This window comes from Rahnella sp. ChDrAdgB13, assembly GCF_017655185.1.
GTDB lineage: Bacteria > Pseudomonadota > Gammaproteobacteria > Enterobacterales > Enterobacteriaceae > Rahnella > Rahnella contaminans.
This window is the reverse complement of the sequence record NZ_JAEMGT010000053.1, coordinates 12,972-25,966: the sequence shown is the minus strand read 5'-3', so window position 1 is coordinate 25,966 and position 12,995 is coordinate 12,972. Positions and strand designations below refer to the sequence as shown.

Sequence of the window (12,995 nt, the reverse complement as noted above, 5' to 3'; positions counted from 1 at the left end):
GAATTCCGGCAATAACAGATAATAAAAAGCCCCGGCGGATGACTCACCGCCGGGGCTTTTTTACGTCAAATGCTTAACGAGCGATTACTTGATCACTTTTACGCTTTTGACGTCCACTTCCACAGAGTTCCAGTCTTTATCGACTTTACCTTCAATGCGGATTTTATCTTTTGGCGAGACGTTCTGGCCCTGCCAGCGTTTACCGTCGATCTCCACGTTGAGCGTACCGGTGCTGTCGCGGAAAATATATTTGTCGTGATCGACGCGCTGATCGAGGAAGCCTTCGAGCATCACCCACTGATCGTCTTTCATCGTCTGCACATCTTTCACTGTGCTGAGCGCGGTAGTGCCGGTGAATCCACCCTGCGCCGCCGGTTGTGTTTGGGCTTCCTGCGCGGAAGGGCCGTTGAACCCGCCTGTTTGTTGTGCGAACGCTGTCGTTGAACAAAGTGTAATGAGGGTTGCCAGAGTGATCTTCTTCATCATAATAGGTCGTCCTTAATTTAACGTTTCCAGAGTACATTCCGGCAACAGTGAGATTTTTAAAGCCTGTTGCCGCGTTGAGAAACAGTAAAACAGATTGTTCTTAACAGTTTCTTAAGCTGCGTTGATTATTGTTCAATTTCACTTTGTTTGAAGGAATGTGTTTCACGTTTATGAATCCGGATGATTATAACGATCACGGTATGTTGCGGTTACCTCTGTGGTTCTGGACAATCCTGATTTTGCAGGCCCGCACGTGGCTGCTGTTCGTCATGGCGGGTGCCTCGCGCCAGCAGGGCAGCGATATGCTGTCGCTGTTTTACCCTGATCCGCAGAGTTTCTGGTCCGGCATGTTGCTGGGTTTACCGCCCGCACTGGTTTTCCTGCTGAGCGGACGCCGGCATCTGTGGCCACGCACCTGGCAGGCGGGGTACTGGCTATTGCTGGCGGGGATGTTCGCGACCTTTGCCTTGCAGGGTTTAGGCGTGTGGCAAAGTACCGATACGCTGTCGGCGGTGGATATCATACTGGCGCTGCTCGATGCGGCCGCGCTGGCGTACTGGTTGCTCAGCCGCCGTTTGCGCGCCTGTTTCGATGCCGCGCGCCGTCTGGCCTGATGCCATTTCCCGGCCCGCGCTGAACTTTTTCGGAAAGAAAGTACTCGAACTGGCGCTTAACAACGATTTCCAAATAATAAATATGCTGCTGATTTATCCGTCAGGCCGCCCCGGTTTGCGGAAATTTGCAGGAAAGGAGTGTACCGAATGACTGTTCGCTTACGGGCCCGCCCGATGTTGCTGGCGTTACCGCTTTTTCTCGCCGGTTGCTCGTCAATGCCGTCCATGCCGCATATGTCATGGTCTGGTCTGAACCCGCTTAACTGGTTTGGCAGCAGCCTGACCGTGACCGATCAGGGCGTTGGCGGTATCACGGCCAGCACGCCACTGACGGAAACCGCCATCAAAGACGGGCTTAACGGTAACTATTCCCTGCGCAGCGGTATGTCGATGAGTGATGGCAAAATGCTGAGCTTCTTCCAGGCGATGGACGGCAAAGACGTGAAATTGTCCGTCAGCGGCGAGCCGAAAGGTAACGTGCAGCGGGTGGATGTGATGGATCCTGAAGTGGCGAGCGAGTGGGGCGTGAAAATTGGCACGTCGTTCAGCGATCTCTATACCAAAGCGTTTGATTCGTGTGTGAAAGGTGAAGGCGACGATGCGCAGAACGTGGAGTGTAAAGCGCCGCAAAGCGCGCATGTCACCTATGTGTTTAGCGGGATCTGGCACGGCCCTGAATCCCTGATGCCTTCTGACGACGCCCTGAAAGACTGGAAAGTCAGCAAAATCGTCTGGCGCGCGAATCCGCTGCAAACCGGTCAGACGCAGTAACGCCGCTTTTCGCTTGCCGGCGCTTTAGCCTGCAAAAGAAGTCCTCAATGCCTTGCCTTCGCGCAAGGCATTTTTATTGACATCCGGTATGATGGCGCCGGTCAATTTAACGAGGATGAGAAAAATGACTCAGGTTCAGAGCGGCATTTTGCCCGAACATTGCCGTTTCGCCATTTACATTGAAGCGAAAGCTCAGGGCGACCTGGATGCGCTCAGGCAGGGCTGCCGTGCATTTGTGGCCGCATTAAACGATATGCAGCAAAAATTCCCCGCTGAACATGTGGGTGCGGTCGTGGCTTTTGGTCACGACGTCTGGCGCGACCTGTCCGGTAATCAGGGCACAGACGAGCTGAAAAACTTTGAGCCGCTGGGCAAAGGGCTGGCTCCGGCCACGCAGCGCGACATGCTGCTGCACATTCAGTCATTGCGCCATGATGTTAACTTCGCACTCGCACAGGCCGCCCTGAAAGCGTTTGGCGGTGCGATTGCGGTGCAGGAAGAAACTCATGGTTTCCGGGCCCTCGAAGAACGTGACCTTAGCGGTTTTGTCGACGGCACTGAAAACCCGAAAGCCGACGCCCGCGCCCAGGTTGCCATCATTCCTGAAGGTTCTGTGGATGCAGGTGGCAGCTACGTGATGGTTCAGCGCTGGAAACATAATCTGGTGCAATGGGAACGTTTCTCCGTGCAGCAGCAGGAAGAAGTGATTGGCCGCACGAAGGACACCGACGAAGAATTGGATCCGGAAACGCGCCCTGAAACTTCCCACGTCAGCCGTGTGGATCTGAAAGAAGACGGCAAAGGCCTGAAAATACTCCGCCAGAGCCTGCCTTATGGCACCGCCAGCGGCGAGCACGGCCTGTATTTCATCAGCTATGCCGCGCGTTTATGGAACATTGAGAAACAGCTGCTCAGTATGTTTGGCGATCTGGATGGCAAACGTGACGCGATGCTGCGTTTCACCCGTCCGGTGACCGGCAGCTATTTCTTCGCGCCGTCCCTGACCCGTCTGGCTGCACTGTAAGTTCTCTTTGCCGTAAGCTCTCTGTGCTGTAAAAAATATGCGTTCAGCGCGTCCGTTTCCGGGCGCGCTTTATTCCTTCCCTTCGTGTTTCTCCCTGCGTTTGTTAATGCCTTATAGCTTTTCATGCTTGAAAATCACCAAATGGTATATAAAACCGTTACAGCCTGAACCTCAGTTATAAATACACTGTGTGATATTGAGCGGCTTTTTTGACGCCGCATATCGGTTCATTCACCTGAGGCTGAGCATGAAAACGACGGATTTTGCTGGAAATTTGCTGAAAGGTTCGCTGGCTGCATTGTTGCTGACCAGCGGGGCGGCGTCTGCCACCGAATTGCTGAACAGTTCTTACGACGTTTCCCGCGAACTTTTTGCCGCGCTGAATCCGCCTTTTCAGAAACAGTGGGCAGATCAGAACAACGGCGACAAGCTGGAAATCAAACAGTCGCATGCCGGTTCATCCAAACAGGCGCTGGCCATTTTGCAGGGTCTGAAAGCCGACGTGGTGACTTACAACCAGGTGACGGACGTCCAGATCCTGCATGACAAATGCAATCTGATCCCCGCTGACTGGCAAAGCCGTCTGCCGAATAACAGTTCCCCGTTCTATTCCACCATGGCGTTTCTGGTGCGCAAGGGAAATCCCAAAAACATCCACAGCTGGGATGATTTAGCCCGTCCCGGCGTCGCTCTGGTGTTCCCGAATCCGAAAACGTCCGGCAATGGCCGTTATACCTATCTCGGTGCATGGGGCGCTTACAATATTGAAGACAACAAAAATACCGCACAAACCCGCGCGAAAATGGCGAGTTTCCTCAAAAACGTGCAGGTGTTTGATACCGGCGGTCGCGGCGCAACAACGACGTTTGTGGAGCGCGGTCTGGGCGATGTGTTAATCAGCTTCGAGTCCGAAGTGAACAACATCCGCAAGCAGTATGGCGATGACAAATACGAAGTCATTGTGCCGAAGGTCGACATTCTGGCGGAGTTCCCGGTGGCCTGGGTCGACAAAAATGTCGAGAAAAACGGCACGGAGAAGGCAGCAAAAGATTATCTGAATTACTTGTGGAGCCCTCAGGCGCAAAAAATCATCACCAGTTTTAATTACCGCGTGTATGACAAAACGGCGATGTCGGCGGCAAAAGGGCAATTCCCGGACACCAAACTGTTCAAGGTTGAAGACCAGTTCGGCGGCTGGGCACAAGTGATGGAAACCCATTTCAGTACCGGCGGTGAGCTGGACAAACTGTTAGAGCAAGGTCACCAGTAATGTTGTTGACGAGCAAACGCGTATTACCCGGATTTACCCTGAGCCTCGGCAGCAGCCTGCTGTTCGTCTGTCTGGTGTTATTGCTGCCTCTGAGTGCGCTGGTGATGCAGCTTTCCCAAATGACGCTGGCGCAATACTGGGATGTCATTACCAATGGTCAGGTGGTGGCGGCGTATAAAGTCACGCTGCTGGCGGCGGGCGTAGCGAGTATTTTCAACGGCTTATTCGGCATGCTGATGGCCTGGATCCTGACGCGTTATGAGTTTCCGGGCAAAAGCCTGATTGATGGCCTGATGGATTTGCCGTTTGCGTTACCGACCGCCGTGGCCGGTCTGACGCTGGCCGGGCTATTTTCCACCACCGGTTTTTACGGCCAGTGGCTGGCGCATTTTGATATCAAAGTGGCCTACACCTGGCTGGGTATCGCCGTGGCAATGTCATTTACCAGCATTCCGTTTGTGGTGCGCACCGTGCAGCCGGTTCTGGAAGAACTGGGGCCGGAATATGAAGAAGCGGCCGAGACACTGGGCGCATCACGCTGGCAGAGTTTTCGCCGCGTAGTGTTGCCGGAAGTGATGCCTTCGCTGCTGGCGGGCACGGCGCTGTCGTTCACCCGCAGTCTGGGGGAATTTGGCGCGGTCATTTTCATCGCCGGAAACATTGCCTGGAAAACGGAAGTAACCTCGCTGATGATTTTCATCCGCTTGCAGGAATTTGATTATCCGGCGGCCAGCGCCATTGCGTCGGTGATCCTTGCGGCGTCGCTGCTGTTGCTGTTTGCGATTAACACCTTACAGAGCCGTTATGGCCGTCGTCTGGGAGGCCAGTAATGTCTGATATTCCGGCTTTTGCAGGCGAAACCCGCCAGCGTATCGACTGGGTGAAATGGCTGCTTATCGGCACCGGCGTGCTGATTTGTGTTCTGCTGCTGGTGATCCCGATGATCAGCATTTTTGTGCTGGCGTTTTCGGACGGCATCGCGGCGGTCTGGAAGAATTTGTCAGATTCCGACATGTTGCATTCCATCTGGCTGACCGTGCTGATGGCGCTGATCACCGTGCCGGTTAACCTGATTTTCGGCACGCTGCTGGCCTGGCTGGTGGCGCGGTTTAACTTCCCGGGGCGTCAGTTGCTTCTGACGCTGATCGACATCCCGTTTGCCGTCTCGCCTGTGGTGGCCGGTTTGCTATATCTGCTGTTCTACGGCACCAACGGCCCGCTCGGCGGCTGGCTCGATGCGCACAACATTCAGTTTATGTTCGCGTGGCCGGGCATGGTGATGGTGACGATTTTCGTGACCTGTCCGTTTGTTATCCGTGAGCTGGTGCCGGTGATGCTGAGCCAGGGCAGCCACGAAGATGAGGCTGCGGTGTTGCTCGGGGCGTCCGGCTGGCAGATGTTCCGCCGCGTGACGTTACCCAATATCCGCTGGGCTTTGCTGTACGGCGTGGTGCTGACCAATGCCCGTGCGATTGGCGAGTTCGGTGCCGTGTCGGTAGTGTCCGGTTCTATCCGTGGCGAAACCTACACGTTGCCTTTACAGGTTGAATTACTGCATCAGGACTATAACACCGCGGGCGCGTTTACTGCCGCCGCGCTGCTGACCCTGATGGCGATTGTCACACTGTTTCTGAAAAGCGGCCTGCAATGGCGTCTGAAGCGCCACAACGACCGTCTTGAGCGGGAGGAAAATCATGAGCATTGAAATTAACGGTATCAACAAATACTTTGGCCGCACGAAGGTGCTCAATGATATTTCGCTCGATATTGCTTCCGGTGAGATGGTTGCGCTGCTCGGGCCATCCGGTTCCGGCAAAACGACGCTGCTGCGCATTATCGCCGGTCTGGAGAACCAGAGCGCCGGTCGCCTGAGTTTCCATGACAAAGACGTGACCCGCGTGCATGCCCGCGATCGTCAGGTTGGTTTTGTGTTCCAGCATTACGCACTGTTCCGCCACATGACGGTGTTCGACAATATTGCCTTCGGCCTGACCGTTTTGCCGCGTCGCGAGCGCCCGAACGCCGAAGCGATTAAACAGAAAGTGACAAAATTGCTGGAGATGGTGCAGTTAAGCCATCTGGCAAACCGCTATCCGGCGCAGCTTTCCGGTGGTCAGAAACAGCGTGTTGCGCTGGCGCGTGCGCTGGCCGTGGAACCGCAAATTCTGCTGCTCGATGAACCGTTTGGCGCGCTCGATGCGCAGGTGCGTAAAGAACTGCGCCGCTGGCTGCGTCAGTTACATGAAGAGCTGAAATTCACCAGCGTGTTCGTGACTCACGATCAGGAAGAAGCCATGGAAGTGGCGGATCGCGTCGTGGTGATGAGCCAGGGCAATATTGAGCAGGTAGGCGCGCCGCAGGAAATCTGGCGTGAACCGGCGACCCGCTTCGTGCTGGAATTCATGGGCGAAGTGAATAAAATCAGCGGCGACATTCGTGGATCACAGCTGTATGTGGGCGCACATCACTGGCCGCTGGAGAACCCGCCGTTGCATCAGGGCGCGGTGGATTTGTTCCTGCGTCCGTGGGAAATGGAAATTACCGCCCAGAGTACGCCACGTTGCCCGCTGCCGGTGAAAGTACTGGAAGTCAGCCCGCGTGGTCACTTCTGGCAGCTGATTGTGCAGGCCGAAGGCTGGCATGACGAACCGCTTTCCGTGGTACTTTCTGATACTCACGGCAACGCGGCTCCGCAGCGCGGCGATCGTTTTTATGTCGGCGGGCTGAACGGACGCCTGTATGCGGGCGATCAGCCGCTACAACCCGTTGCGTTAGCGAAGAGCGCCTGATATTTTTTAATCAGCAGGTTTCTCCGGGCGGTCTCTGAGCCGCCCTTTTTATCGTCTGATATCTCTTTATGTAGTTTTTATCAGTTCATAGTTCGTTTTGATATAAGGCAAGCCCCGTGAGTACGCTCGAACATTACATCGGTAATACACCGCTGGTGAGATTACAGCGATTACCCAAAGATCTGGACAGTGAAATTTGGGTCAAGCTGGAAGGCAATAATCCTGCCGGTTCGGTCAAGGATCGCGCTGCGCTGTTTATGATTGAACAGGCAGAAAAGCGTGGTGAAATCCGTCCGGGCGATACGCTGATTGAAGCGACCAGCGGAAATACCGGGATCGCGCTGGCCATGATTGCCGCGCTCAAAGGTTATAAGCTGAAATTGCTGATGCCGGAAAATATGAGCCTGGAACGGCAGGCGTCAATGCGCGCCTATGGCGCAGAGCTTTTGCTGGTCAGTCGTGCGCAGGGCATGGAAGGCGCACGCGATCTGGCGCTGGAAATGGAAAAGCAGGGTCTGGGTAAGGTGCTGGATCAGTTTAATAATCCGGATAACCCGCTGGCGCATTTCACCACCACCGGCCCGGAAATCTGGCAACAAACACACGGGCGCGTCACGCATTTTGTTTCCAGCATGGGCACTACGGGCACAATCACCGGCGTCAGCCGCTTTTTGCGCAGCCAGCATGCGGGCGTGCAGATTATTGGTCTGCAACCGGCGGAAGGCAGCAGCATTCCGGGCATCCGCCGCTGGCCGCAGGCGTATCTGCCCGGCATTTTCAATCCTGAGCTGGTGGATGAAGTGATGGACATGGGGCAGGGCGAAGCAGAAGACACGATGCGCGCACTGGCGCGTGAGGAAGGGCTCTTTTGCGGCGTGAGTTCGGGCGGCGCTGTAGCAGGCGCGCTGCGCGTTGCCAGAAGCCATCCGGGCAGCGTGGTGGTCGCGATTATCTGCGATCGCGGCGACCGTTATCTCTCGACGGGCGTTTTTTCTGACTAAGAACTCCTGACGTAAAGCGTGGTCACATTTAACAGGCAGGCCTTTGCGCCTGCCTTTTGCTTTCTGTTAAACGCTAACAGATTGATTTTAATCTTCTATAATAGTGATAGCGTAAAACACGTTACCTTTATTCCTTACACTCGGTTTTCTGCGGGATGAAATTCTGTCAGAGACTGTGTAAAAAAAGAGTAAAAGCGGCTGCGTAATGCAGGCTTAGTGGTAAAAATGACCAAAATTTTAGCCAGGCGGAAATAAAGAATGAAAATTTTGTTAGTCGATGACGATCTTGAATTAGGCACCATGCTCAGTGAATACCTGATCGCAGAAGGTTTTGACGCCTCTCTGGTGCTGACCGGTAAAGCGGGTGTGGAAGGCGCGATGTCTGGCGAATATACCGCAATGATCCTCGACATTATGCTGCCGGATATGAGTGGTATTGATGTACTGCGTCAGGTGCGCAAAAACAGCCGTCTGCCGATTATCATGCTAACGGCTAAAGGCGACAATATTGACCGCGTGATCGGCCTGGAAATGGGCGCTGACGATTATATGCCAAAACCGTGCTATCCGCGTGAACTGGTGGCGCGCCTGCGTGCGGTGCTGCGTCGTGTTGAAGAGCAGCAGGAATCGCATTCTGATTCCTCATCCGTTAACTACGGCGACCTGACGCTGAATCCGGCGACCCGCAGCAGCGAATGGCGCGGTGTTCCGTTTGACCTGACGGCTTCAGAATTCAATCTGCTGGAACTGCTGTTGCGTTCGCCTGAACGCGTGGTGTCAAAAGATGAGCTGTCGGAAAAAGGTTTAGGGCGTCCGCGTGAAGCTTACGACCGCAGTATTGATGTGCACATCAGTAACATCCGTCAGAAACTGGGGTCACTGGAAGGTGGCGATATTCTGACTATTGAAACGGTGCGAAGCATTGGCTATCGAATCCGCTAAACGTCTGCGCGGAAGGTTGTTCTGGAAAATCCTCCTGGGATTCTGGTTTACCTTCGTGGCAATCACTCAGGGGCTCTGGGTGGTTTTTGCTTTCTATAATCCGCATGAACCGCCGGAAAGTGGCATTGCCCGGCGCTTTGTAAAGCTACAGATTACCTCGGCAGTTTCCACGCTCCATTCCGGGGGCCTGCCCGCGCTAAACGCTATGATGGCCGACTGGCCGGAAGATGATCGTCAATTCTTCTCGGTAACGCCTTCACTGCTTCCTGCGCAAGGCAGCACGATACAGGATCTGGAGCCGGGTAAGATACCACATGAAGTGGTTGAGTTCGTGCAAGGGCCGGACGGTCAAGGTTACAGGCTTCGTTACGACGTCGCCGGGCTGATGGACGAGTACCGGCCAAGAAGACACCGGGAATTGCTGAACATGCCGCCGCCGTTGCTCTGGCTGGGCGGGTTAGGCGGTCTGTTATTCAGTGCGGTTCTGGCCTGGAATCTGACAAGACCGATGCTGCAAATGCGTAAAGCGTTCGGGCGGGTTGCACAGGGCGATTTATCGGTGCGTCTGTTTTCCAGTATGGGCAAACGGCACGATGAGTTGTCCGAGGTGGCGCGTGACTTCGACTCGATGGCAGAACGCCTGCAGGTGCTGGTTAAAGCGCGTGAAGAGCTGTTGCACGACGTTTCGCATGAACTGCGTTCTCCTCTGGCCCGTTTGCAGCTGGCGATTGGTCTGGCGCGGCAAAACCCGTCTAACGTTGAAACCTCTCTCAGCCGTATTGAGCACGAAGCAGGGCGTCTGGATAAGATGATTGGCGAACTGCTTGCGCTGTCGCGAACGGAAAACAGCGAAATTCCGGACGAAGAGTATTTTGATATGTACGGGCTGGTGGAAGCGGTCGTCAATGATGCCCGTTACGAAGCACAATTGCCGGGCGTGAATATCACGATGCACCCGGAAGTTCCGGATGAAATGGATTATACCGTGAAGGGCAATGCTGAGCTGATGCGGCGCGCGGTCGATAATGTGGTGCGTAATGCCCTGCGTTTTTCCGCGCGCGGGCAGACCATCTGCGTTTCTCTTGCACAGGTTGAAGAGTATTTACAGATTGAAGTGGCCGATCAGGGGCCGGGCGTGGAAGAGGATAAGCTGTCGAGTATCTTTGACCCTTTCGTACGCGTGAAATCACCGCTGTCTGGCAAAGGTTACGGCCTGGGGCTGGCGATTACCCGCAAAGTGATGCTGGCACATGATGGCAAAGTGGATGCCCGTAATGCGCAACCTCACGGGCTGGTGATCAGCCTGATGGTGCCGCACTGGAAATCCGCTTAATAATTCGAGCCGCAGAGATTCAGTTAGTAACAGGCAATAAAAAACGGCGCTGATTAGGCGCCGTTTTTAACTTCTCGCTGAGCGAATTACTTCTTGATGCGGATGATTGGGGTTTCGCCCACAGTCACGCTACCCGTCAGTTTAATCAGCTCTTTGATCTCGTCCATGTTAGAGATAACAACCGGAGTCAGGGTAGACTTCGCTTTCTCTTCCAGCAGGGCCAGATCAAATTCGATTACCAAATCGCCTTTCTTGACGCGCTGACCTTCTTCGGCGATACGTTTGAAGCCTTCGCCTTTCAGTTCAACGGTGTCGATACCGAAGTGAACAAACAGTTCAATGCCACTGTCGGATTCGATTGAGAAAGCATGGTTAGTTTCGAAGATTTTACCGATAGTCCCGTCAACCGGAGCAACCATTTTGTTGCCCGCAGGTTTGATAGCAATACCGTCGCCTACGATTTTCTCAGCGAAAACAACGTCAGGCACGTCTTCTATGTTGACAATTTCACCAGACAGCGGCGCCACGATTTCAATGATGCCAACGTCTTTTTTATCATCCGAAACCAATGATTTCAGTTTATCGAACAAACCCATGATCTTCTCCTAAGCATTAATTTGGGCAGCTATACCAGCATCGCGCAATTAGCAGAGTGTTTTTTCTTCAATGAACTTGTTAACCAGGTTCATCAACTCTTGCGCCGTAGGTTGGGCCAGGGCCTGATCTGCCAGCGCTTTCACATCTTCGAAGTTTGTATTGCGAATAATTTTCTTGATGCGTGGGATAGAGATAGCACTCATGCTGAACTCATCTAACCCCATGCCCAATAGAAGAAGTGTAGCACGTTCGTCACCGGCTAGCTCGCCGCACATCCCTGTCCATTTACCGGCAGCATGAGATGCGTCAATAACTTGCTTAATTAAACCAAGTACTGACGGAGACATTGGGTTGTAAAGATGAGAAATCAGCTCATTACCGCGATCCACAGCCAAAGTATACTGAGTAAGATCGTTTGTACCAATACTGAAGAAATCGACTTCTTTCGCCAGATGATGAGCAATCACAGCCGCAGCCGGAGTTTCAACCATCACGCCGACTTCGATCGTTTCATCGAATGCCTGGCCTTTTTCGCGCAGCTCAGCTTTCAGCATTTCGAGTTCCGCTTTCAGTTCACGCACTTCTTCAACAGAAATGATCATCGGGAACATGATGCGCAGTTTGCCGAACGCAGAAGCACGCAGAATACCTTTCAGCTGGTCGTGAAGAATTTCTTTACGGTCCAGACAGATACGAATTGCACGCCAGCCCAGGAACGGGTTTTCTTCTTTTGGCAGGTTCATGTACGGCAGGTCTTTGTCACCGCCGATGTCCATGGTACGTACGATAACTGCCTGTGAGCCCATAGCTTCAGCAACGGCTTTATATGCCTGGAATTGCTCTTCTTCGGTAGGCAGGCTGTCACGGTCCATGAACAGGAATTCTGTACGATACAGGCCGACACCTTCAGCGCCATTGCGCTCTGCACCGGCGACGTCGCGCACGGTACCGATGTTGGCACAAACTTCAACCTGATGACCATCCAGCGTAATCGCTGGCAAATCTTTCAGTTTAGTCAGTTCGTCTTTTTCTGAAATGTATTGGTTCTGAACGGCTTTCAGCTCATCAATAACGTCTGCTGTCGGGTTGACATAGATTTTATTGTTTACAGCGTCGAGGATCAGATAGTCATCATTTTTGACTTGTTTGGTCACGTCGCTGGTCCCTACTATTGCAGGTAATTCCAGGGAACGCGCCATGATCGAGGTGTGAGAAGTACGTCCACCCAAATCGGTAATGAAGCCCAGAACCTTGTTCAGGTTCAGCTGCGCGGTTTCTGACGGCGTCAGATCGGTCGCTACCAGGATAACTTCGTCCTGGATTGAGCTCAGATCAACGATGGTCATGTCGAGAATGTTGCGCAGAAGACGTTTACCGATGTCACGCACGTCAGCCGCACGTTCTTTCAGGTATTCATCATCAAGCTCTTCCAGGGCTTTCGCCTGACCTTCAATGACAGAGTAAGCCGCCGCATCCGCAGAAGCGTGCTCGTCTTTGATGAGGGCTATGATTTCCTGTTCAAGCTCTTCGTCTTCCAACAACATGATGTGGCCTTCGAAGATGGCTTCTTTCTCTTCACCGAAGGTCTCACCGGCTTTGGTCTTGATCACTTCCAGCTGGGCTGATGCTTTCGCACGGCCAGCAAGGAAACGTTCAACTTCCTGATCAACCTGATCAGGAGAGATTTTTTTCCGGTTGATGACAATTTCATCTTCTTTCAACAGAAGTGCTTTGCCGAAAGCGATACCGGGAGATACTAAAATGCCTGAAATCATAACCCTACCTTTCTCTTGACTGGTTTAAACTATATAAGAGCGGCTGTTGTTACTCGAGCTCTGCCATCAGTTTTACCAAGTGTTCAACGGCTTTTTGCTCGTCTTCACCTTCAGCTGAGAGGGTCACAACGGTACCTTGGGTCAGGCCCAGAGTTTGCAGTTTGAACAGGCTTTTAGCACTGGCGCTTTTACCGTTTGAAGTCACGGTGATGTCAGAAGCAAAACCTTTGGCTTCTTTCACGAACTGTGCAGCAGGGCGAGTGTGCAGACCATTAGGAGCGGTAATAGTAACTTCTTGCTGGAACATTGTTGTTTCCCCAACTTATTAAAGTAATGTTGTGGGACTAAAGTTTAGCTTATAGGCTTCACTTTAGCCTGTAGAGATTAGCGCCT

At 53.2% G+C, this 12,995-nt stretch carries 14 protein-coding genes; 10 read left to right on the top strand and 4 right to left on the bottom strand.

Going from position 1 to position 12,995, the window contains the following annotated elements; genetic code table 11:
• Positions 1-84: 84 nt before the first annotated feature.
• A complete protein-coding gene (locus tag J8X26_RS15070) occupies positions 85-483 on the bottom strand; it encodes a YgiW/YdeI family stress tolerance OB fold protein (protein ID WP_208951305.1) in 399 nt (132 codons plus the stop codon).
• Positions 484-656: 173 nt separating this feature from the next.
• Here J8X26_RS15070 and J8X26_RS15065 point away from each other — a divergent pair, with 173 nt between their 5' ends.
• The 10 genes from J8X26_RS15065 to J8X26_RS15020 all read left to right on the top strand — a co-directional run bounded on the left by J8X26_RS15065 (position 657) and on the right by J8X26_RS15020 (position 10,230).
• The gene (locus J8X26_RS15065) at positions 657-1,100 is read left to right on the top strand and encodes a DUF2919 domain-containing protein (RefSeq protein ID WP_152324524.1); all 444 of its coding nucleotides are present in this window, start codon (positions 657-659) and stop codon (positions 1,098-1,100) included.
• Positions 1,101-1,247: 147 nt separating this feature from the next.
• Positions 1,248-1,871 carry an RpoE-regulated lipoprotein gene (locus J8X26_RS15060; protein ID WP_208951296.1) on the top strand — a complete coding sequence of 208 codons (624 nt, stop codon included), beginning with the start codon at positions 1,248-1,250 and terminating at the stop codon, positions 1,869-1,871.
• Positions 1,872-1,995: 124 nt separating this feature from the next.
• Entirely contained in the window at positions 1,996-2,895 is a 900-nt protein-coding gene (locus J8X26_RS15055; RefSeq protein WP_208951295.1) for a Dyp-type peroxidase, read from the top strand.
• 247 nt (positions 2,896-3,142) lie between these two features.
• On the top strand, positions 3,143-4,165 hold the full coding sequence (cysP, locus tag J8X26_RS15050; protein WP_208951294.1) for a thiosulfate ABC transporter substrate-binding protein CysP: 1,023 nt from the start codon (positions 3,143-3,145) through the stop codon (positions 4,163-4,165).
• Positions 4,165-4,995, top strand: coding sequence for a sulfate/thiosulfate ABC transporter permease CysT (cysT, locus tag J8X26_RS15045; protein ID WP_101076275.1), 831 nt, complete (start codon positions 4,165-4,167; stop codon positions 4,993-4,995). Before cysP ends, cysT begins: the two co-directional genes overlap by 1 nt.
• Positions 4,995-5,870 (top strand): sulfate/thiosulfate ABC transporter permease CysW, encoded by an 876-nt coding sequence (cysW, locus tag J8X26_RS15040; RefSeq protein ID WP_152324520.1) that lies wholly within the window; start codon positions 4,995-4,997, stop codon positions 5,868-5,870. Before cysT ends, cysW begins: the two co-directional genes overlap by 1 nt.
• A complete protein-coding gene (gene cysA / locus J8X26_RS15035) occupies positions 5,860-6,954 on the top strand; it encodes a sulfate/thiosulfate ABC transporter ATP-binding protein CysA (protein WP_165058434.1) in 1,095 nt (364 codons plus the stop codon). Before cysW ends, cysA begins: the two co-directional genes overlap by 11 nt.
• 116 nt (positions 6,955-7,070) lie before the next feature.
• Complete coding sequence (gene cysM / locus J8X26_RS15030) at positions 7,071-7,955, top strand: cysteine synthase CysM (RefSeq protein WP_152324518.1); 885 nt, start codon at positions 7,071-7,073, stop codon at positions 7,953-7,955.
• 258 nt (positions 7,956-8,213) lie between these two features.
• A complete protein-coding gene (locus J8X26_RS15025) occupies positions 8,214-8,897 on the top strand; it encodes a response regulator transcription factor (RefSeq protein ID WP_101076260.1) in 684 nt (227 codons plus the stop codon).
• Positions 8,878-10,230 carry an ATP-binding protein gene (locus tag J8X26_RS15020; RefSeq protein WP_208951293.1) on the top strand — a complete coding sequence of 451 codons (1,353 nt, stop codon included), beginning with the start codon at positions 8,878-8,880 and terminating at the stop codon, positions 10,228-10,230. Before J8X26_RS15025 ends, J8X26_RS15020 begins: the two co-directional genes overlap by 20 nt.
• 86 nt (positions 10,231-10,316) lie before the next feature.
• On the opposite strand, the gene crr is transcribed toward J8X26_RS15020, so the two are convergent.
• Genes crr through ptsH form a run of 3 tightly spaced genes read right to left on the bottom strand, consistent with a single transcriptional unit; the run spans position 10,317 to position 12,909 of the window.
• Positions 10,317-10,826, bottom strand: a complete 510-nt coding sequence (gene crr / locus J8X26_RS15015; RefSeq protein ID WP_152324516.1) for a PTS glucose transporter subunit IIA — start codon at positions 10,824-10,826, stop codon at positions 10,317-10,319.
• Positions 10,827-10,874: 48 nt separating this feature from the next.
• Positions 10,875-12,602, bottom strand: a complete 1,728-nt coding sequence (gene ptsI / locus J8X26_RS15010; protein WP_152324515.1) for a phosphoenolpyruvate-protein phosphotransferase PtsI — start codon at positions 12,600-12,602, stop codon at positions 10,875-10,877.
• Between the two features lie 49 nt (positions 12,603-12,651).
• Positions 12,652-12,909 (bottom strand): phosphocarrier protein Hpr, encoded by a 258-nt coding sequence (gene ptsH / locus J8X26_RS15005; protein WP_013574433.1) that lies wholly within the window; start codon positions 12,907-12,909, stop codon positions 12,652-12,654.
• Positions 12,910-12,995 lie beyond the last annotated feature (86 nt).

Excerpts from the sequence above, each read along its gene's own strand:
- J8X26_RS15070 (WP_208951305.1), bottom strand. The coding sequence starts at position 483 with ATGAAGAAGATCACTCTGGCAACCCTCATTACACTTTGTTCAACGACA.
- J8X26_RS15065 (WP_152324524.1), top strand. The coding sequence starts at position 657 with ATGAATCCGGATGATTATAACGATCACGGTATGTTGCGGTTACCTCTG.
- J8X26_RS15060 (WP_208951296.1), top strand. The coding sequence starts at position 1,248 with ATGACTGTTCGCTTACGGGCCCGCCCGATGTTGCTGGCGTTACCGCTT.
- J8X26_RS15055 (WP_208951295.1), top strand. The coding sequence starts at position 1,996 with ATGACTCAGGTTCAGAGCGGCATTTTGCCCGAACATTGCCGTTTCGCC.
- cysP (WP_208951294.1), top strand. The coding sequence starts at position 3,143 with ATGAAAACGACGGATTTTGCTGGAAATTTGCTGAAAGGTTCGCTGGCT.
- cysT (WP_101076275.1), top strand. The coding sequence starts at position 4,165 with ATGTTGTTGACGAGCAAACGCGTATTACCCGGATTTACCCTGAGCCTC.
- cysW (WP_152324520.1), top strand. The coding sequence starts at position 4,995 with ATGTCTGATATTCCGGCTTTTGCAGGCGAAACCCGCCAGCGTATCGAC.
- cysA (WP_165058434.1), top strand. The coding sequence starts at position 5,860 with ATGAGCATTGAAATTAACGGTATCAACAAATACTTTGGCCGCACGAAG.
- J8X26_RS15025 (WP_101076260.1), top strand. The coding sequence starts at position 8,214 with ATGAAAATTTTGTTAGTCGATGACGATCTTGAATTAGGCACCATGCTC.
- crr (WP_152324516.1), bottom strand. The coding sequence starts at position 10,826 with ATGGGTTTGTTCGATAAACTGAAATCATTGGTTTCGGATGATAAAAAA.
- ptsI (WP_152324515.1), bottom strand. The coding sequence starts at position 12,602 with ATGATTTCAGGCATTTTAGTATCTCCCGGTATCGCTTTCGGCAAAGCA.
- ptsH (WP_013574433.1), bottom strand. The coding sequence starts at position 12,909 with ATGTTCCAGCAAGAAGTTACTATTACCGCTCCTAATGGTCTGCACACT.